Origin of the sequence: Aureitalea marina (assembly GCF_002943755.1) — a bacterium.
Lineage (GTDB): Bacteria > Bacteroidota > Bacteroidia > Flavobacteriales > Flavobacteriaceae > Aureitalea > Aureitalea marina.
The window spans coordinates 1098797-1118107 of sequence record NZ_MQUB01000001.1; the positions used below are offsets into that span (position 1 = coordinate 1098797).

Consider the following 19311-nt stretch of genomic DNA (forward strand, 5'->3'; position numbering starts at 1 on the left):
ATTTATCCCGTCTTCAACGATGAAATTTCCTCTTGTAATGTACAGTGTCCGATCACATCGGCCACGGTGATGGAATAGGAATCTGGTAAGCTGTCTTCCGCTGGTAGTATGGCGTAGTATCTGTCGTCATTGCTTTGAAATACACGTTTAAAAACAGGCTGAACGGGGTTGATCTTCTCACTGATCTCAGTAAACAGATCTTCATGATGCACCAGGTCACTACTCGCTAAATGGAATACACCATGTAGGTCCTGATTGATCACATAATGAACCTGCTGTGCCAATTTATCGTCAGTGGTTACACTGATGACCATTTTGGGGAAGATCTCAAAACTGGTCTGATTTCGTCCGGCTTGCCTCAAATTGTAGATGGTTGGCGAATTCACCCCAAGCACCCATGGCAATCGTAAAATAGCCCACTGATCCGGTAGTAATTCCCTAACCTGCTTCTCGATGGTCAGTTTCAATTTACCACTGTAACTTTCAGACATAGGCGAGTCCTGTTCATAGGAAGGATACTTCCATCTGGCATCGAAAACCTCATAGGAAGAAAGCAATATCAAACGCCTGTCTGGAGTGGCTCCCACGTAGTCAACCATTTCAGCATGTGTTCGCACTAAGGCCTCTGCCGAGGACGAAAAGGCGGAAATCACAACGGTTGGTTTTAATTCCTCCAGTACTTTAAGAACAGAATGCTTCTCTGCATTGAATTGCCTAAATACCTGGTTGTCCTTATACGGGCCGACCTGGTTGCAATAGGTGGCGTAAACGTCAAAATAGGGCTGCAGTTCCCTGTAGAGTGCCTGACCCAGAAAACCACTGCCTCCTATGATCAGGATCCGTCCCATTAGCCTTTGTAAAACGGAAGTTTAACGATGGTGGCCGGCACGGCTTTCTTACGAATCTGAATCTGAATCTCAGTGCCAACCGCTTTCATGGCAGCGGGTACATAACCCATACCAATACCTCTACCCAATGAGGGGGACATTGTTCCGCTGGTCACCCGGCCAATAGAATTTCCGTCTATATCCAGGATGGCATAGTCCTTCCTGGGAATGGCCTTTTGTTGCATTTCAAACGCGACCAGGCGGTTGGTAATTCCCGCCGCTTTTTCGGCTGCTAATTGCTCCGAATTCACAAAATCCTTGGTGAACTTGGTGATCCAGCCCAACCCTGCTTCCAGAGGCGAGGTGGTATCATCAATATCATTACCGTAAAGGCAATATCCCATTTCCAATCTGAGGGTATCCCTGGCGGCTAAACCAATGGGTTTAATGCCATAATCGGCTCCGGCTTCCATAACCTTGTTCCACACCTGTTCAACCTCAGAATTCTTACAGTAAATCTCAAAGCCACCACTTCCTGTGTAACCGGTTGCGCTGATGATGGCATAATCAATACCGGCAAAATCGGCGACTTCGAAGGTGTAAAATTTGATTGACTCCAAATCGACGCTGGTTAATGCCTGCATGGCCTGGGCGGCTTTTGGCCCCTGAATGGCAAGTAGAGAAAAGTCATCCGATATATTTCGCATTTGAGCTCCGCTGGTATTGTGGGAACTTATCCACTCCCAATCTTTCTCAATATTAGAAGCATTGACCACCAGTAACCACTTTTCCGAATTCAATCGGTATACGATCAGATCGTCAACAATTCCACCCTGATTATTTGGCAAACAACTATACTGAGCCTGACCATCCACCAACTTAGCGGCATCATTGCTAGTCACTCGTTGGATCAGATCTAAGGCGGAGGGGCCTTCTATCAGGAATTCACCCATATGAGATACATCAAATACACCCACACCTTCTCTGACTGTTTGATGCTCAATGTTCACTCCTTCGTATGAAACGGGCATGTTGTATCCGGCAAAGGGTACCATCTTGGCTCCCAGGGCTTGGTGTACATGACTTAATGCAGTGGATTTCATAAAAATTAATTTCGGCAAAAATACGCCAAATGAAACGAGTGGAAAGTAGTTTTTATTTGAATGTTATCCACATTTGGTATCTTGCTGAAAACCCCCTTTTAATATGAAGATATTCTCTGCCGAACAACTCTATGAAGCGGATAGGATCACCTGCGAAAAACAACAGATCAGCTCTACGGATCTCATGGAAAGAGCAGCAGGACAGATCTTCAATTGGTTGAACACCCGGATGCAGGGAGCCCAGGTGCCCATTCATATTTTTTGTGGTATTGGCAACAACGGGGGAGATGGGCTGGCCTTGGGAAGAATGCTGATCAATCACGGTTACAAGGTAGAGGTGTATATTGCCAATTTCACCGATAAACGCTCCAAGTGTTTCTTGATCAATTACGGTCGCATCAAAGATGTTACCAAAAATTGGCCCAAGCTGATGTCAGGGCCGGACGATTTCCCGGAGATACATCCGGACGATATCATTGTGGATGCCCTTTTCGGAATAGGCCTTACCCGGGCCATTGAAGGTTGGGTCAAGGAATTAGTACTACATCTGAATAGCAGTCCGGCATTTAAACTAGCCATAGATATACCTAGTGGTCTCAGTGCAAATGGCCCGGTCCTGGATCCTGAAGGGGTGGTCAGAGCAAATCATACCTTGACCTTCCAGACTCCTAAAATGGCTTTTTTCTTGCCTAAGTCTGGCCAGTTTGTGCCCTATTTTGAGGCCTTGGACATTGGCCTGGATCCACAATATCTAATCGAAACAAAACCAATGGCCTCTATAGTCCTGAAGCCTGAGGTCAAGTCGTTTTACCGGCAACGCAACAAGTACAGCCATAAAGGTGACTATGGACATCTGCTAATGGCAGGAGGGAACCAAGGCCAGATGGGAGCCATGGTATTGTCTTCTCAAGCAGCTCTCAGAACGGGTTGTGGACTGTTAACAGTTCATGTGCCAAAATGTGGCCTGGACATACTTCAAACTGCTGTCCCTGAAGCTATGGCTCAACCGGACTTGGAAGAATTAACCATTAGTGATATACCCGTCAATTGGAGTCCAACAACTGTAGCTGTTGGAATGGGAATGGGAACCAAAGCGGAAACGGCCGAAGCTATAAAAACATTATTCGCTCAAACCGAACAACCCATGGTCATTGATGCCGATGCCTTGAATTTAATTTCCGAGCACCAAAACATGTTTGATTCCATACCTCAAGGTTCCATTCTTACTCCACATCCAGGGGAATTAAAGCGGCTGGTCGGGGAGTGGACAGACGATTATGATAAGATAGAGCGAGTAAAACAATTGTGCGAGAAACACCAACTGATCATACTGGTCAAAGGTGCCAATACGCTGGTGATCGGCCCTGGACTTATCAAGATAAATAGCACCGGGAACCCGGGTATGGCCACAGCTGGTTCCGGAGATGTGCTTTCGGGAATGATCGGCAGTCTGCTGGCCCAAGGTTATGAACCAATCATTGCTGCAATTATGGGGGTATATTTACACGGAAGTGCGGGAAACATGGCAGCAACAGAACTTGGCTTCGAGGCCGTGACTGCCTCCGAGATCAGTTCACGTATATCTGAGTCGTTCCTGGAACTATTCAGAGAAGAAGCGCCTCCACAAAATTCGGGATCGAAAGAGTAAATTCGATCGCTTGAGGTTTTACGGGGACGTCGGAAATTGTATTTTTGCGACACAACCTATTTTAATGAGATCCACCCACTTTATCAGCAATGAACTGCTGACCCTGCCTGTAATCCGTGAGATCATCGAGGAGCATAAAAAGCTGGAGCTTTCCGAGGAGGCTAAAGCCCAGATTGAACGAGCTTACTCTTATCTCCAAGATCGATTGACAAAAGATGAGACCCCTGTTTACGGAATCAATACTGGCTTTGGTTCGTTGTGGAATGTGAAGATCTCACATGAGAACTTGAATTTACTGCAGGAAAATCTGGTGCTTTCGCATGCCTGTGGCACGGGTGACTATGTGCCACATCATATTGTCAAGATTATGCTGTTACTCAAGATTCAGTCCTTGAGCTATGGGTACAGCGGGGTACAACTAGATACGGTACAACGGCTGATAGACTACTTCAATGAGGACATTCTCCCACTCGTTTTTAACCAAGGGAGTCTAGGGGCTTCCGGGGACCTTGCACCCTTGGCGCATATGGCCCTGCCGCTTATCGGTAAAGGAGAGGTCTTTTTTAATGGTGAGATCAGGGAGGCTTCAAAACTATTGGAGGAGAAAGGCTGGAAGCCGATCAAATTAGAGGCTAAAGAAGGACTGGCATTACTGAACGGAACCCAGTTTATGAGTGCTTATGGTGTTCACGCGCTGATCAAAGGGCACAAGCTATCCTATCTGTCCGATCTCATCGGCGCCATATCTTTGGATGCCTTTAATTGTAATATGAGTCCCTTTGACCCGAAGGTACATCTTGTCCGGCCACATCGCGGACAGATCAAGACCGCTCAACGAATACAGGAAATCCTGGAAGAAAGCGGTATAGGGAACTCGGAGGATAAGAAATTACAGGACCCTTACTCATTCCGCTGTATTCCACAGGTTCACGGTGCCTCCAAGGACACCTTGGAATATGTGCGAAAGACCTTCCAGACCGAGATCAATTCTGTTACAGACAATCCGAACATCTTTGTTGGTGAGGATAGTATCATATCTGGTGGTAATTTCCACGGTCAGCCATTGGCCCTGGCACTGGACTTCTTGGGTATCGCTTTGTCTGAGCTGGGCAATATTTCAGAAAGACGGACCTTCCAACTGGTATCCGGACTAAGAGGACTACCACAATTCCTGGTCAACAATCCCGGTTTAAACAGTGGGTTTATGATTCCACAATATACCGCAGCCAGTATAGTGAGCAAGAATAAGCAACTGGCCACACCGGCCTCGGTAGATTCCATAGTTTCCTCTAACGGACAGGAAGATCATGTAAGCATGGGAGCCAATGCAGCCACTCAGTGCCTGGAGATACTGGATAATTTGGAAACCATATTGGCTATTGAATTGATGAATGCCTCGCAAGCTATCGCTTTTAGGAGGCCCATGGAATCCTCTCCTTTTGTGGAGTCTTTTCTGAGTTCCTACCAGGAAGTAGTTCCCTTTGTAGATGAGGATCGGTTGCTATCTGACGATATACAGGCCAGCGTCAACTTCTTACAAAGTCTGACCATAGAGAGCGATCTGCTCTTTGATTAGCGACTACAATGTACGCAACGAATAGTTTGCGGCATAAGAAGTATTCTGCCTTCAGGTATGGGTTGCTTACAACTCACACAGATCCCAAAGTCCAAATCATGGACTCGTTGCAAAGCCAACTCGATATTCCGAAACTTGATCCTGGCCTTGTTCAAGGCTGCCTCGTTCACCGATTTATTGTTGATCGCATCCATACGCGAAACCCGACCAATGGCGTTTTCCGGGGCTATGGGCCTTGTTAGATCCTCGTAGCGCTCAAGCTGAAGGCGAGTAGCTTCCAGATTCTTTAACAACTGTTCTTCTATCTTTCCTCGGTCCATACTAAAAAAGAACGGCCAGCTAAATGCCGGCCGTCAATATAGTCTTCGAAATCAGCATCAGGACTCTGTCGCCTTTTTCGCTTTTTTGATCTTAATGACCAACTCTTCCGATTTCTTATCCAGGTCCATGTGAATGGTGTCACCTTCTTGAAGGTTAGAGTTGATGATCTCTTCTGCCAGAGCATCTTCAATATACTTCTGAATGGCCCGTTTCAATGGTCTAGCACCAAAGTCCTTGTCAAAGCCTTTGTCCGCTATATAAGCTTTGGCCTGATCTGTTAGCACTAATTTGTAACCCAGATCGGTAATGCGCTCATACAGCTTATCCAGTTCGATATCGATGATCTGATCGATATGCTCCTTGTTCAGTACATTGAACACCATGACATCGTCCACTCGGTTCAGGAATTCTGGAGCAAAGGTCTTCTTAAGCGCATTTTCGATCACGCTTTTGGCGTGAGCATCGGCCTGACTGGCCTTAGCCGCAGTTCCAAAACCAACTCCCTGACCAAAGTCCTTCAGTTTCCGAGCTCCGATATTGGAAGTCATGATAATTATTGTATTCCTGAAGTCAATCTTTCTTCCCAAACTATCGGTCAGGTAACCATCATCCAATACCTGTAAAAGCATATTAAAAACGTCCGGGTGGGCCTTTTCGATCTCGTCCAACAGAACGACCGCATAAGGTTTTCTTCGGATCTTCTCGGTCAATTGACCACCTTCTTCATACCCGACATATCCCGGAGGTGCACCGATAAGACGAGATACGGCAAATTTCTCCATATACTCACTCATATCGATACGCACCAAGGCATTATCACTATCAAACAGCTCTCTGGCCAGTACTTTGGCCAACTGGGTTTTACCGACCCCGGTCTGTCCAAGGAAGATAAAGGACCCAATAGGTTTATTAGGATCTTTCAGTCCGGCACGGTTCCGCTGAATAGCCTTAACCACTTTCGCAACAGCTTCATCCTGACCAATAACCTTTCCTTTGATCCGATCCGGGAGGGCAGCTAGTTTAGTGCTCTCTGTCTGGGCGATACGGTTAACGGGAACCCCTGTCATCATGGAGATCACCTCGGCCACATTCTCTTCGGAAACGATTTCCTTGTGGAGTTTGGAGTCGTTCTGCCAGGCTTCCTGCTCAGTGGCCAACTCCTTCTCGAGATTCTTTTCATCGTCCCGAAGCTTAGCAGCTTCTTCGTACTTCTGCTTCTTGACCACAGAATTCTTTAGTTCTCTGACCTCTTCTAATTGTTGTTCTATAGTCAGGATCTTCTGTGGTACGTTGATATTGGTAATGTGTACCCGAGAACCGGCTTCATCCAGGGCGTCGATCGCCTTGTCTGGCAAGAAACGCTCGGTCATATATCGGTTGGTCAACTTGACACAAGCCTCCAGGGCATCTTCTGTATAAATGACGTTGTGATGAGCCTCGTATTTATCTTTGATATTCTTGAGGATCTCTATTGTTTCCTCTACTGAAGTGGGCTCTACCAATACTTTTTGGAAACGGCGCTCCAATGCACCGTCCTTTTCAATATACTGTCGGTACTCATCCAAGGTAGTGGCTCCTATACATTGAATCTCACCTCGCGCAAGGGCAGGTTTGAACATATTGGATGCGTCGAGGGAACCTGTGGCTCCACCGGCACCTACTATGGTATGGATCTCGTCTATAAAAAGGATGATGTCATCATTCTTTTCCAGTTCGTTCATGACGGCTTTCATCCGTTCCTCGAACTGCCCCCTGTATTTGGTTCCTGCCACCAGGCTGGCCAAATCCAGGGTAACCACTCGTTTATCGTACAGGATACGGGAAACCTTACGTTGAACGATCCTTAGTGCCAGTCCCTCCGCAATAGCGGATTTACCAACACCGGGTTCCCCTATAAGTAGGGGATTGTTCTTTTTCCTTCGGCTCAATATCTGGGAGACCCGTTGGATCTCTTCTTCCCGGCCAACCACCGGATCCAGTTTACCGTCATCCGCCAGAGAAGTTAGGTCTCTACCAAAATTGTCCAAAACCGGTGTTTTGGATTTCTTACTTCCTTTGGCCGATCCACTTCCGGTGAACATGTCGTCTTTCTCTTCCTCTGAAGACGAGCTGTCGTCATCGGAATACGACTCGGAGGCCGATGGCTCTACGAAATTCTCATCATTGGCGATCAACAATTTGAATTGATCCTTCACGCCATCGTAATCTACTCTCATCTTGTTGAGTAACTTGGTTGTCGGATCATTCTCGTTGCGCAGTATACAGAGCAACAAATGAGCCGTATTGATCGAATTGCTCTGGAAAAGTTTAGCCTCCAGAAATGTTGTTTTCAGTGCACGTTCTGCCTGTCTGGTCAGGTGCAAGTTCTTTTTATCGTTACCTCCATCTCCGGAATTGGGATTAGCCGGGCTCAGGATTTCCACTTTTCGTCTCAAATGGTTCAGGTCTACATCCAACGCATTGAGTATGGAAACGGCTTTACCATTCCCATCCCGCAATAATCCAAGCATCAGGTGTTCGGTCCCAATAAAATCATGGCCCAACCTGAGTGCCTCTTCCTTGCTGTAGGCGATCACATCTTTGACTCGTGGCGAAAAATTATCATCCATAAAATATCTCCTTCCTTCTACTAAAATAGCTCTTTTTTTAACCTAGGTGGCACAAAAACCGTTCCTCGATGATATTATCAGTAGTAAAAGGACAAAAAAACTTACTGAAATCAAAACCTGACAGGCGGTATTTATCAACGATTATTTTGCCAAATTTTGTTAATAAAAACGTGGATATTGAATGGCCGAAATGGCCCTAAACCCTAATAATTGGCGTATCTTGCAAGCTAAGTTTTGATTTAAAAATATAAAGCATTTTTTAGATGGCTGAAGGTGAGAAATTGATCCCTATCAACATAGAAGATGAAATGAAATCGGCCTATATCGATTATTCGATGTCGGTCATTGTGTCACGAGCCCTGCCAGATGTGCGGGATGGTATGAAGCCGGTGCACCGGAGGGTCCTGTTCGGAATGCACGAATTGGGTGTCAGGGCTAATAGTTCTCACAAGAAATCTGCCAGGATAGTCGGGGAGGTGCTAGGTAAGTATCACCCACACGGGGATTCATCGGTCTATGATGCCATGGTCCGAATGGCCCAGGACTGGAGCCTGCGTTACATGCTGGTGGACGGTCAGGGTAACTTCGGTTCAATTGACGGTGACAGCCCGGCCGCAATGCGATATACTGAGGCCAGGATGCAGAAGATCTCTGAGGAGATGTTGGCGGATATCGACAAGGAAACGGTTGACCATCAACTCAACTTTGACGATACGCTGAGGGAACCGACCGTTTTACCGACCAGGGTCCCAGGTCTATTAATCAATGGTGCCTCTGGGATAGCCGTTGGTATGGCGACCAATATGCCTCCACACAACCTGTCTGAAGTAGTGGACGGAACCATAGCCTACATCGACAACAACGACATCACCATAGACGAATTGATGCAGCACGTCAAGGCACCGGATTTCCCTACCGGAGGTGTAATATACGGATATGAAGGAGTTAGAGACGCCTTCCATACCGGACGTGGACGCGTTGTTATGCGTGGTAAAGCACATTTTGAAGAAGTGGATGGTCGTGAGGCCATAGTGGTCTCCGAGATCCCTTACCAGGTCAATAAGGCCAATATGATCAAGAAGACGGCAGACTTGGTGAACGATAAGAAGATCGAAGGCATCTCCAATATCAGGGACGAAAGTGACCGGAAGGGGATGCGGATCGTTTATCTGTTAAAGCGAGATGCGATTCCAAACATTGTCCTGAACATGCTTTACAAATACACCGAGCTGCAATCCAGTTTCAGTGTGAACAATATTGCACTTGTCAACGGTCGGCCACAACTACTCAATCTAAAGGACCTTATCCATTATTTCGTGGATCACCGTCACGAAGTGGTCACCCGTCGTACAGAATATTTGCTGCGTAAAGCAGAGGAGCGGGCTCACATCTTGGAAGGACTGATCATTGCCTCGGACAATATAGACGAGGTGATCGCTCTAATCCGTGCTTCTGCCAATGCAGAGGAAGCTCGGGCCAAATTGATGGAAACCTTCGAGCTTTCTGAGATTCAGGCCAAGGCCATAGTCGAAATGCGACTGCGCCAACTGACCGGACTGGAGCAAGATAAGCTGAGAACGGAGTACGAAGAGTTGATGAAGACCATAGAGGACTACAAAGATATTCTGGCCAGAAAGGAACGTCGAATGAGCATCATCAAAGATGAACTCAATGAAGTTCGGGAAAAGTTCGGCGATGAACGTCGCTCACAGATCGAATACTCAGGCGGTGATGTGAGCATTACCGATCTGATCCCTGACGAGAAAGTGGTCATTACCATTTCGCATGCTGGTTACATCAAACGTACGTCCCTGACTGAATACCGCAAGCAAAATAGAGGAGGAGTCGGTCAAAAAGCGTCCTCCACCAGAAATGAGGATTTCCTGGAGCACCTGTTTGTAGGGACCAATCACCAGTACATGCTCTTCTTTACACAAAAAGGAAAGTGTTTCTGGATGCGTGTATTCGAGATTCCAGAAGGAAGTAAACAATCCAAGGGTAGGGCTATTCAGAATCTGATCAATATAGAATTGGACGACAAGGTCAAGGCCTTTATCTGTACTCAGGATCTAAAGGACGAAGAATACATCAATAGCCACTATGTGATCATGGCCACCAAGAAGGGTCAGGTCAAGAAAACTCCTTTGGAACAATATTCCAGACCGAGGACCAATGGTATCAACGCTATTACCGTAAGGGAAGGAGACGAATTACTGGAAGCCAAATTAACGACTGGTGATTCACAGGTCATGTTGGCGGTTAAGAGTGGCAAGGCCATACGCTTTGAAGAGGAAAAAACCCGTCCTATGGGTAGGAATGCTTCCGGTGTTCGTGGCATCACCCTGGGTAGCGAGACTGACGAAGTAGTTGGCATGATCGCCATCAACGATCAGGAAAGCAATGTACTTGTAGTCTCGGAGAGAGGTTACGGTAAGCGCTCGGACCTAGAGGACTACCGCATTACCAACCGTGGTGGAAAAGGGGTGAAAACCATTAATGTTACCGAAAAAACCGGTAATTTAGTTGCCATCAAAAATGTAACCGATGCGGACGATCTGATGATCATTAACCGATCGGGCATTGCGATTCGCTTAGCCGTTGAGGATCTGAGGGTTATGGGACGAGCAACACAAGGTGTCCGGCTGATCAACCTGAAAGATGATGATGCCATCGCGGCCGTGGCCAAAGTGATTCACGATGATGAGGATGTGGAAGATCTAGATGACGAAAGTACCAATGAAGAGTCAGGATCTGAAACTACTTCAGAAAATACGGAGAACAACGAGTAAAATTATAATTACAGACCAATGAGAAAACCATTGTTAATCATGTCTGCTATGCTGGTAACTGTGCTGGCGTTTGGGCAGAAGAAAGAGTTGAAGAAGGCAGAGCGTGCCATTAAGTCCGGAGATCTAAGTGAGGCCTTGGCCGCAATCGATCAGGCCGAGGGTATGCTGGGTGGAGCAGATGATGCATTAGTAGCACAATTCTATGTGGTTAAAGCGGAAGCCTATTTAGCCAATGCAGGTGAAAGCGACTTTGACAGTATGAAAAAATCTGCAGAAGCCCTGAAAATGGCCAAAGAGTCCGCAGGTGGCTCTAAGTATGCGGATCGGATCGACCTGGCAAGACAAAACCTGAGAACGGCTATTGTAAACAGTGCGGTTGCCGATCAGAATAGTCAGAATTACGGACCAGCTGCCGAAAAATTGTACGAAAGTTACAAGGTTAGCCCTCAGGACACCTCGGATCTTTATTATGCTGCTGGTAATGCCATCAACGCCAAGGACTACGATCTGGCCATGAAATATTACGACATGCTTTTGGATGTTGGATATACAGGTATTAAGAAGGAATATGTAGCTACCAATACAGAGACTGGCGAGATCGTTGCCTTCCGCGATGAGAACGAAATGAAGACCAATATGTTGACCGGTCTTTATTCCAATCCTGAGGATCGCATGACCGAGTCCGTCCGTGGTGACCTATTGACCAATATGACCCTGATCTACATGGCCCAGAATAAGAATGAGAAGGCCCTAGAATTGATGGCGAAGGCGCGTCAAGAGAATCCCGATGATATTTCTTTGGTCCGAGCAGAAGCAGATCTGGCCTACAAGATGGGAGATATGGACAAATACAAGAACCTGATGCAAGAAGTCATTGCCTCAGACCCTAACAATCCAGAATTGTACTATAACCTGGGTGTTGGTAGTGCTCAGGCTGGAAACGATGATGATGCCAAAAAGCTCTATGCCAAGGCTATCGAATTGGATCCCGAGTATGCGAACGCCAAGATCAATATGGCTGCTTTGATCCTGAAAGGGGAAGGGGCGATCATAGAAGAAATGAATAACCTAGGTACTTCGGCGGCGGATAACAAGCGCTATGACGAACTTAAAGAACAGCGTGTGGATATTTATCGCAGTGCTGTACCATATTTGGAGGATGCCGTTGAGCTTAGACCAAATAATAAAGAGCTGGTAAGAACCTTGATGAACATCTACAGCCAGATCGGAGAAGATGGTAAGTTCAAGGCCATGAAAGCCAAATTGGAATCGATGGACTAATTCGTCCGATTATAGAGAAAAAATTGAACCCGGCCTTGTGCCGGGTTTTTTTATACAATACGTTTGATTACCCTCAACTTATGGGTGTGTTGCCGTATGTCAGTATTGAAGATGCCGGAATGGTCGATCCTATCAATACGTACCTCGCCATGGGCATGGATGATGTGATTATCCGGGAGCATAATGCCTACATGGGTAATTAAACCTTCCTCATTGTCAAAAAAGACTAGATCACCTGGCTCGCTCTCTTCAATAAAACTGAGCGCTTCTCCTAGGGTGGCCTGCTGACTGGCATCTCGCAAAATGGAAATACCATTCAAGCGGTAGACCAGTTGGGTAAATCCGCTGCAGTCTATTCCGAAAGGAGTTTTTCCTCCCCACAAATAAGGAGCATGCATATACAGTAAAGCCGTCTGCACCAAGCGTTCCTTTGGTTGTGATCCACTGAGAGATCTACCTTCAAACTGATGGCCCAAGTATTCCGCTTTATCCACCTGGCTACCTAGGGGGATGGTCAGTAACTGACCGTCTGCCTTTTGAATGAAATCGACAAGGTCCAAGGAGTAAGCTGCCTCTTGTTCCGCCAATCGCAAATAATCTTGCTCAGATATCTCCAAGCCCTGTTTGGGGTCGATCCATCCCTCATAATTGTCGATCTGAGAACGGACCTTCCACCATTTTTTGCGAGTTTCAAGGATCTTGAAAAGTTCGCCATACAGTAACTGGGTAACCATTTCGCTGCGGTCGGATTTATCCTCCCGCACCGGAACTATGGACAATTGGCAGATCCCGTACTTCATTCAGTGATATCAGCTAACTATGCTCGTTGAAGCACCATGGCAGAAGCACCTCCACCGCCATTACAGATGGCAGCAGCACCATATTTGGCATCCTGCTGTTTCAATACGCTCATCAATGTGATCAATATCCGCACTCCACTACAACCCAGTGGGTGACCTAAGGAAACAGCCCCACCGTTAACATTTACTTTATCGTCGGTAAGACCCAGAATCTTCATATTGGCTAATCCGACTACAGAGAAGGCTTCGTTAAACTCGAAGAAGTCAATATCGTCCTGAGAAAGACCTGCTTTCGCCAAGGCCTTTGGCAGTGCTTTGGCCGGAGCCGTAGTAAACCATTTGGGCTCTTGGGCTGCGTCCGCGTATGAAACTATGGTTGCGATTGGCTGCAGACCGAGTTCATTTGCTTTTTCCTCGCTCATCAATACCACTGCTCCAGCTCCGTCGTTAATTGTGGAGGCATTGGCTGCGGTAACCGTACCGTCTTTGGTGAAGGCTGGCCTTAGATTTGGAATCTTCTCCATCTTCACATTGGTGAATTCCTCATCCTTAGAGATTGATAAGGGTTCGCCTCTTCGTTGAGGAACTTCCACGTTAATAACTTCATCGTCAAAACGCCCCAGGCTCCAGGCTTGAGCAGATCGCTCATAAGATTGAACGGCAAAGGCATCCTGGTCTTCACGGCTGAATTGGTATTCTGTCGCACATAGATCTGCACAGACTCCCATGGCCTGCCCATCATAGGCATCCACCAAACCATCTTTTTGCATACCGTCCTCCATGGTCTTAGGACCAAACTTATGTCCGTTACGCATAGGAACATAATGCGGGATGTTGCTCATGCTCTCCATACCACCGGCAACCACGATATCCGCATCCCCTAAGGCAATCGCCTGGGCTCCCTGCATAACCGCTTTCATCCCAGAGGCACAGACCTTGTTCACGGTTGTACACGGAACAGAATCTGGAATCCCGGCACCTATGGCAGCTTGCCTGGCTGGTGCCTGTCCAACTCCGGCTTGAACCACATTACCCATGAGGACTTCCTGTACCTGAGAAGGATCCAGGTCGATTTTTTTCAAGGCACCTGAGATTGCGGCCGAACCTAACTGGGCAGCAGTCAAAGAGGAGAGTTTACCCATAAAACTACCAATGGGTGTGCGGGCCATAGAAGCGATTACTACTTTTCTGCTCATTTCGTTTATTTTTTGGATGATTGTACCAGAAACCGTTAGGCGGATTCGAGTGCGAATTTACGTATTATTCGATGAAAGAACAATGCAATTGGACACGTATCCAGGCCCTGAATTTGCCCTTATTTTTTACCTTTACATTTCGCAGAAAGCTCGATGGATAACATATTAAAATTCTTATCGTCCAACCAGTCTAACATTTACAAGGTTTTTCTGTTTGTCGTTTCCACCTTGCTGATCATCTACCTGCTTCCTAAAGGCGGACAGTTTAAATACAATTTTCAAAAAGGAAAACCGTGGCAGTATGAAAACCTGTATGCGCCATTCAGTTTCACTATCAAGAAAGATGCAGAGACAATCGAACAGGAGATGGAGGATATTCGGAACCAGGCGATCCCATATTTTGATTTTGATCAGCAGTTACCTGCACAAGCGAAGATCCGCTTTAGCGAGTTGGTCCGGACGACCTTGATCGATTCTACCCTGACCATACCCAAAGAACAACTCCTGGTCCTGGGAGAGAATTTGTTGGACCAATTGTATGAACCTGGATATCTGGACGAGTTGCACAGCTATTCAGACGACAAATTGGTCTATCTAAAGAAAGGGAACCAGATCGAAGAGCACAACTACGGGTCCTTTTTTAGATTGGAACAGCTGGACTCCTGGCTTAGTGGCCGATTGGATCAAGTGGAAGATGTGAGCTATTACGGCTTGCTCAGTTCACTGATCAACCGATCGATATTGCCCAATGTGACGCTGAATAGCCGTTTGACGGAATCGGCGATCGAGCAACAAATAGGAGAGATCAACCCCAACAGGGGAGTGGTCGAAAAAGGAGGTCGGATCATTGCCAAGGGCGAAGTGGTTGAAGGAGACAAGTTCCAGATCCTGAATTCACTTAAAGCAGAGTACCAATCTCAGGTCTGGAGCCAGTCGAACTATCTCTGGTTGCTGGTGGGATATTCCTCTTTGATCTCCCTGGTCCTGCTGATGCTGCTATTGTTCTTGAAAAAATATCGCAAGGAAATCTTTGATCACAATACCAAGGTTACCTTCATATTCTTCAACATCGTTCTGATGGTCTTTCTGACCACTTTGGTCGTGCGGATGGATGCCAAGTACGTCTATGTCGTACCCCTCTGTATACTTCCATTGGTACTGAAGGCCTTTTTCGATCCGCGATTGGGCTTGTTTGTTCATGTGCTAACACTGTTGATATTGGGCTTCATCGTCCCGAACAGCTTTGAATATCTCTTTTTGCAGATCATAGCGGGAATTGTAACCATCTTGACCGTCTCAGAACTCTACAAACGGGCCAATCTGTTTATATCAGTCGGTCAGATCACCTTTGTCTACATACTGGGATACTTTGCCTTCTTCATCATTCAAGAGGGAAATATTCAACTGATCGAATGGGAGAATTTTGGATACTTTGTGCTCTGCGGATTGGCCACTTTGTTTGCCCATCCGTTGATCTATTTGTATGAAAAGGTGTTCGGATTGGTATCGGACGTATCCCTGCTGGAATTGAGTGACACCAATTCCAAACTACTGAAGGATCTCTCCAACAAAGCTCCCGGAACCTTTCACCATTCCCTCAATGTGGCCAATCTTTCTGAGGCTGCTGCCAATGAGATCGGGGCCAATGCCATGTTGGTAAGGGTAGGGGCGCTTTATCACGATATTGGTAAGATGTACAATCCAACTTATTTCACCGAGAACCAGGTGAGTGGTATCAATACCTTGGAAGAGCTCGCTCCCAAAGAAGCTGCTCAAATGATCATCGATCATGTTATAAAGGGGATAGAAATCGCGAGGAAGAACAAGTTACCTGATCGGGTGATCGACTTTATCCGAACTCATCACGGAACCAACCTGGTTTACTTTTTCTACAAAAAGGAAGAGGAGAATCAAGGTAGTGCTGATCCAGCCGATTTCCAATATCCCGGTCCCAAACCCTTCTCCCGTGAGACAGCTATTCTTATGATGGCCGATAGTGTGGAAGCTGCCAGCAAGAGCCTAAAGGAGCCTACAGCAGCCAAGATCGACTCTTTTGTCGAGGCTATAGTGGATAAGCAGTTGGAGGGCGGACAGTTCCTCAATGCGAATATTACCCTAAAAGAGATCGAGACCATCAAAAAGGTCTTAAAAAAGAAACTGAACAACATTTATCATCTCCGGGTGGAATATCCCGAATAACCCAACCTAAACGACCAAGCCAAGCCCACTATGAGCCAGATAAATTACCAGCCGGCAGGACAATTTGAAGAGACCCGTTTTGAAAAGATCCACAATGTTCAGTTTTCCGATTCTCAATCTGCCTCCCTGGAGGTTGCGGCCGAGATAGCGGCCTTGATCAGGGAAAAAGCGGCAAACAATGAACCTTGTGTACTAGGCTTAGCCACAGGTTCATCTCCTATTAAGGTCTATGATGAATTGGTCAGACTTCACCGGGAGGAAGGCCTTAGTTTTAAGCATGTGACCACCTTTAACCTGGACGAATATCATCCCATGACCAGGGAGAATATCCAGAGTTACCACTACTTCATGCACGAGCATTTGTTTGATCACATCGACATTCCTGCCCAGCAGATCAATATCCCGGATGGCCAGGTTAAAACGGAAGATTTGCATCAATACTGCCTGGGTTACGAAGAGAAAATACAGCAGGCCGGCGGTTTAGACTTTCAGCTTTTAGGTATAGGGCGTACCGGCCATATAGGCTTTAACGAACCAGGATCACATTACAATTCCGGCACTCGCATGATCACCCTGGATTATATCACGCGAGTGGATGCCGCACCAAGTTTTCTGGGTATAGAGAATGTTCCCAGAAAGGCCATTACCATGGGGATAGCTACTGTTCGTTCTGCAAAACGAGTGGTCCTGATGGGGTGGGGTCAGCACAAAGCAGAGATCATCAAAGAAACTGTTGAGGGTACAATAGATAGTCACGTTCCTGCTACTTATCTGCAGGACCATCCCAATTGCACCTTTGTACTGGACGATGAAGCGGCCTCGGAACTCACGCGCAACAAATCTCCATGGCTAGTAGGCCCCTGCACATGGACTGATTCCTTGAAACGCAAAGGTGTAGTCTGGTTGTGCGGATTATTGAATAAGTCCATTCTACGGTTAACAGACGAGGACTACAACAATCACGGAATGTCCGCCTTGTTGGCCGAAGAAGGATCGGCTTACGACCTGAACATCAAAATGTTCAATGTCTTGCAACATACCATTACCGGCTGGCCCGGTGGCAAGCCCAATGCCGATGACAGCAACCGACCGGAAAGGTCCAAGCCATCTTCCAAGCGTGTACTGATCTTCAGTCCTCATCCTGATGACGATGTAATCTCCATGGGAGGGACCCTGGATCGTCTGATCGAACAGGGGCATGAAGTACATGTAGCTTATCAAACCTCCGGAAATATTGCAGTCTCCAATGCCGAGGCCCTGAAATTTGCAAGAACAGCGCGCTCCTTATACAAAGATTCCGATTCCCTGGATACGATCTGCAAGGAGTTGGATCAAAAGGACGATCTGCAATTGGATAGCCCTGCAGTCAGAAAGTTGAAGGGGGAGATCAGGCGTCAGGAATCTTATGGGGCTACTCGTTTTCTTGGTTTGCATCACAATCATATTCACTTCCTGGACCTCCCGTTCTACGAAACAGGAACCATTAAAAAGAATAAACTGACCGAGGCCGACATATCGATCATGAAAGGGATCATTGACCAAATAAAGCCTCATCAAATCTACGCTGCAGGGGATCTGGCGGACCCTCATGGGACTCATCAGGTTTGTTTGGAGGCGCTATTCCAATCCTTGGATCAGTTAAAGGGAAAAGAGTACATGTTAGATTGTTGGGTTTGGCTCTACCGCGGTGCATGGCATGAGTGGGATCTGCACGAGATACAAATGGCCGTTCCTATGAGTCCGGACCAGGTGTTGAAGAAGCGGAGAGCTATCTACTTCCACCAGACCCAAAAAGACGGAGTGATGTTCCAGGGAGACGACAGTCGGGAATTCTGGATGCGTGTTGAAGAACGCAACGCCACAACAGCCAAGCGTTATCGGGACATGGGATTGGCGGATTACGCGGCCATGGAGGCCTTTGTGCGGTATAATCAATAGTATGGCCATGCGAATTGAGCAGCTTACATTTAACCGTTTTGCGGCTAGACCTAAATACTTCGTGTTGAGCGTTTAGTGTTAAGCAATGTTAAGTGTAATGAATGAATTGTTAAAATCTAAAACGTTGAGTAACATAATTGATCTTGTTGCGTCTTTAAGGTGTATAAATCATTTATCAATCATTAAAAGCCAACATCATGAAAGCAATCAAATCAATCGCGTTTTTCATTAAGACCCATCCCAAATTAAACACAATCAAGTAACGGTTTTAAATTCCTTGAGACCGATCCTAGGGGTGATTAAATTATCGCAATCCTCATTTTTAATAGGTTCAAACGATTTCGCACCATCTTGTTTTTATCTTTTTGTAAACTTTTGATTATTTGATGGTTAAGTAAAAATATACGTATTAATACGTATTCTAAGTCTTATTTCATTCATGTAACTTTGATCTAGAAAAGTAGCCTAACCATCTAGATTCTAATATCAACCTAATCCTACTATGGTTAAAAAGCTTTTGTTGATTTGCATGTTTCATGTTGTGAATTTTGCAATCAGTCAGGAAATACTAGATGCAAAGAACAAACTTGAAGCTGAATTAGTAGGGGAGGTAACTACGGACAATCGATATATCTCATTAACTCGTTCAGGGACTACCGGAAGTAAGGAAGGGTTTGTATTTTATTTTAAGAATTTGGGGTTTCCGGAGCAGAATGATTACTGTTTGGTCACTTTTGAAGCCAGTCGTTCAGAGCTGGATTTGATCTATCTGGCTTTTCGGGAACGCTTCACATTTGAGGATAGCATCGAATTCAAACTTCACGACGCTTTCTTAAAAATTGCCTTTATGAGCGATCCAATTCGAATCCGTGTTGTTGTCATCGAGGAAGGTCAACCCATGAAATGGACCGATCTCAAGCGTGAAGAGGTGGACAGGCTTTTTAAAATGAATTAATAAAATTGGATGGATCATATGAATTACTATGCACAAGTAAGTAATTGATTCGGGAATGGTCCCCCAATA

At 46.2% G+C, this 19311-nt stretch carries 13 protein-coding genes; 7 read left to right on the plus strand and 6 right to left on the minus strand.

Annotated elements, in window-relative coordinates; genetic code table 11:
* Positions 1–2: 2 nt before the first annotated feature.
* Together BST85_RS04970 and gcvT are read right to left on the minus strand one after the other, a co-directional pair.
* A complete protein-coding gene (locus BST85_RS04970) occupies positions 3–848 on the minus strand; it encodes a sugar nucleotide-binding protein (RefSeq protein WP_104812242.1) in 846 nt (281 codons plus the stop codon).
* Positions 848–1930, minus strand: coding sequence for a glycine cleavage system aminomethyltransferase GcvT (gene gcvT, locus BST85_RS04975; RefSeq protein WP_104812243.1), 1083 nt, complete (start codon positions 1928–1930; stop codon positions 848–850). Before gcvT ends, BST85_RS04970 begins: the two co-directional genes overlap by 1 nt.
* A 103-nt stretch (positions 1931–2033) precedes the next feature.
* On the opposite strand from gcvT, the gene BST85_RS04980 reads away from it, so the two are divergent.
* Together BST85_RS04980 and hutH are read left to right on the plus strand one after the other, a co-directional pair.
* Entirely contained in the window at positions 2034–3578 is a 1545-nt protein-coding gene (locus BST85_RS04980; RefSeq protein ID WP_104812244.1) for an NAD(P)H-hydrate dehydratase, read from the plus strand.
* 64 nt (positions 3579–3642) lie between these two features.
* Positions 3643–5154, plus strand: a complete 1512-nt coding sequence (gene hutH / locus BST85_RS04985; RefSeq protein ID WP_104812245.1) for a histidine ammonia-lyase — start codon at positions 3643–3645, stop codon at positions 5152–5154.
* Here hutH and BST85_RS04990 read toward each other — a convergent pair.
* Positions 5151–5474, minus strand: coding sequence for a TraR/DksA family transcriptional regulator (locus BST85_RS04990; RefSeq protein WP_104812246.1), 324 nt, complete (start codon positions 5472–5474; stop codon positions 5151–5153). The two genes, hutH and BST85_RS04990, sit on opposite strands and share 4 nt — an antisense overlap.
* 57 nt (positions 5475–5531) lie before the next feature.
* Positions 5532–8084 (minus strand): ATP-dependent Clp protease ATP-binding subunit, encoded by a 2553-nt coding sequence (locus BST85_RS04995; RefSeq protein ID WP_104812247.1) that lies wholly within the window; start codon positions 8082–8084, stop codon positions 5532–5534.
* 263 nt (positions 8085–8347) lie between these two features.
* On the opposite strand from BST85_RS04995, the gene gyrA reads away from it, so the two are divergent.
* Both gyrA and BST85_RS05005 read left to right on the plus strand, forming a co-directional pair.
* Positions 8348–10873: a DNA gyrase subunit A gene (gene gyrA / locus BST85_RS05000; RefSeq protein WP_104812248.1), complete on the plus strand. Its 2526-nt coding sequence runs from the start codon at positions 8348–8350 to the stop codon at positions 10871–10873.
* 18 nt (positions 10874–10891) lie between these two features.
* Positions 10892–12154, plus strand: coding sequence for a tetratricopeptide repeat protein (locus tag BST85_RS05005; protein ID WP_104812249.1), 1263 nt, complete (start codon positions 10892–10894; stop codon positions 12152–12154).
* Positions 12155–12204: 50 nt separating this feature from the next.
* Here the strand turns inward: BST85_RS05005 and BST85_RS05010 are convergent, their stop codons facing one another.
* Positions 12205–12954, minus strand: a complete 750-nt coding sequence (locus tag BST85_RS05010) for a C40 family peptidase (RefSeq protein ID WP_104812250.1) — start codon at positions 12952–12954, stop codon at positions 12205–12207.
* A gap of 17 nt (positions 12955–12971) precedes the next feature.
* Positions 12972–14150, minus strand: coding sequence for an acetyl-CoA C-acyltransferase (locus BST85_RS05015; RefSeq protein ID WP_104812251.1), 1179 nt, complete (start codon positions 14148–14150; stop codon positions 12972–12974).
* Between the two features lie 153 nt (positions 14151–14303).
* Between BST85_RS05015 and BST85_RS05020 the strand changes: the two genes are divergently transcribed.
* From BST85_RS05020 to BST85_RS05030, 3 genes are all read left to right on the plus strand, one after another.
* Positions 14304–16349, plus strand: coding sequence for an HD family phosphohydrolase (locus tag BST85_RS05020; RefSeq protein ID WP_104812252.1), 2046 nt, complete (start codon positions 14304–14306; stop codon positions 16347–16349).
* Positions 16350–16379: 30 nt separating this feature from the next.
* Positions 16380–18287: a glucosamine-6-phosphate deaminase gene (gene nagB, locus BST85_RS05025; protein WP_104812253.1), complete on the plus strand. Its 1908-nt coding sequence runs from the start codon at positions 16380–16382 to the stop codon at positions 18285–18287.
* A 541-nt stretch (positions 18288–18828) separates the two neighbouring features.
* Positions 18829–19242, plus strand: a complete 414-nt coding sequence (locus tag BST85_RS05030; RefSeq protein WP_146090653.1) for a hypothetical protein — start codon at positions 18829–18831, stop codon at positions 19240–19242.
* The last annotated feature ends 69 nt before the right edge of the window (positions 19243–19311 follow it).

Bases quoted from the DNA above. Each gene is read 5' to 3' on its own strand.
- BST85_RS04970 (WP_104812242.1), bottom strand. From the start codon at position 848: ATGGGACGGATCCTGATCATAGGAGGCAGTGGTTTTCTGGGTCAGGCA.
- gcvT (WP_104812243.1), bottom strand. From the start codon at position 1,930: ATGAAATCCACTGCATTAAGTCATGTACACCAAGCCCTGGGAGCCAAG.
- BST85_RS04980 (WP_104812244.1), top strand. From the start codon at position 2,034: ATGAAGATATTCTCTGCCGAACAACTCTATGAAGCGGATAGGATCACC.
- hutH (WP_104812245.1), top strand. From the start codon at position 3,643: ATGAGATCCACCCACTTTATCAGCAATGAACTGCTGACCCTGCCTGTA.
- BST85_RS04990 (WP_104812246.1), bottom strand. From the start codon at position 5,474: ATGGACCGAGGAAAGATAGAAGAACAGTTGTTAAAGAATCTGGAAGCT.
- BST85_RS04995 (WP_104812247.1), bottom strand. From the start codon at position 8,084: ATGGATGATAATTTTTCGCCACGAGTCAAAGATGTGATCGCCTACAGC.
- gyrA (WP_104812248.1), top strand. From the start codon at position 8,348: ATGGCTGAAGGTGAGAAATTGATCCCTATCAACATAGAAGATGAAATG.
- BST85_RS05005 (WP_104812249.1), top strand. From the start codon at position 10,892: ATGAGAAAACCATTGTTAATCATGTCTGCTATGCTGGTAACTGTGCTG.
- BST85_RS05010 (WP_104812250.1), bottom strand. From the start codon at position 12,954: ATGAAGTACGGGATCTGCCAATTGTCCATAGTTCCGGTGCGGGAGGAT.
- BST85_RS05015 (WP_104812251.1), bottom strand. From the start codon at position 14,150: ATGAGCAGAAAAGTAGTAATCGCTTCTATGGCCCGCACACCCATTGGT.
- BST85_RS05020 (WP_104812252.1), top strand. From the start codon at position 14,304: ATGGATAACATATTAAAATTCTTATCGTCCAACCAGTCTAACATTTAC.
- nagB (WP_104812253.1), top strand. From the start codon at position 16,380: ATGAGCCAGATAAATTACCAGCCGGCAGGACAATTTGAAGAGACCCGT.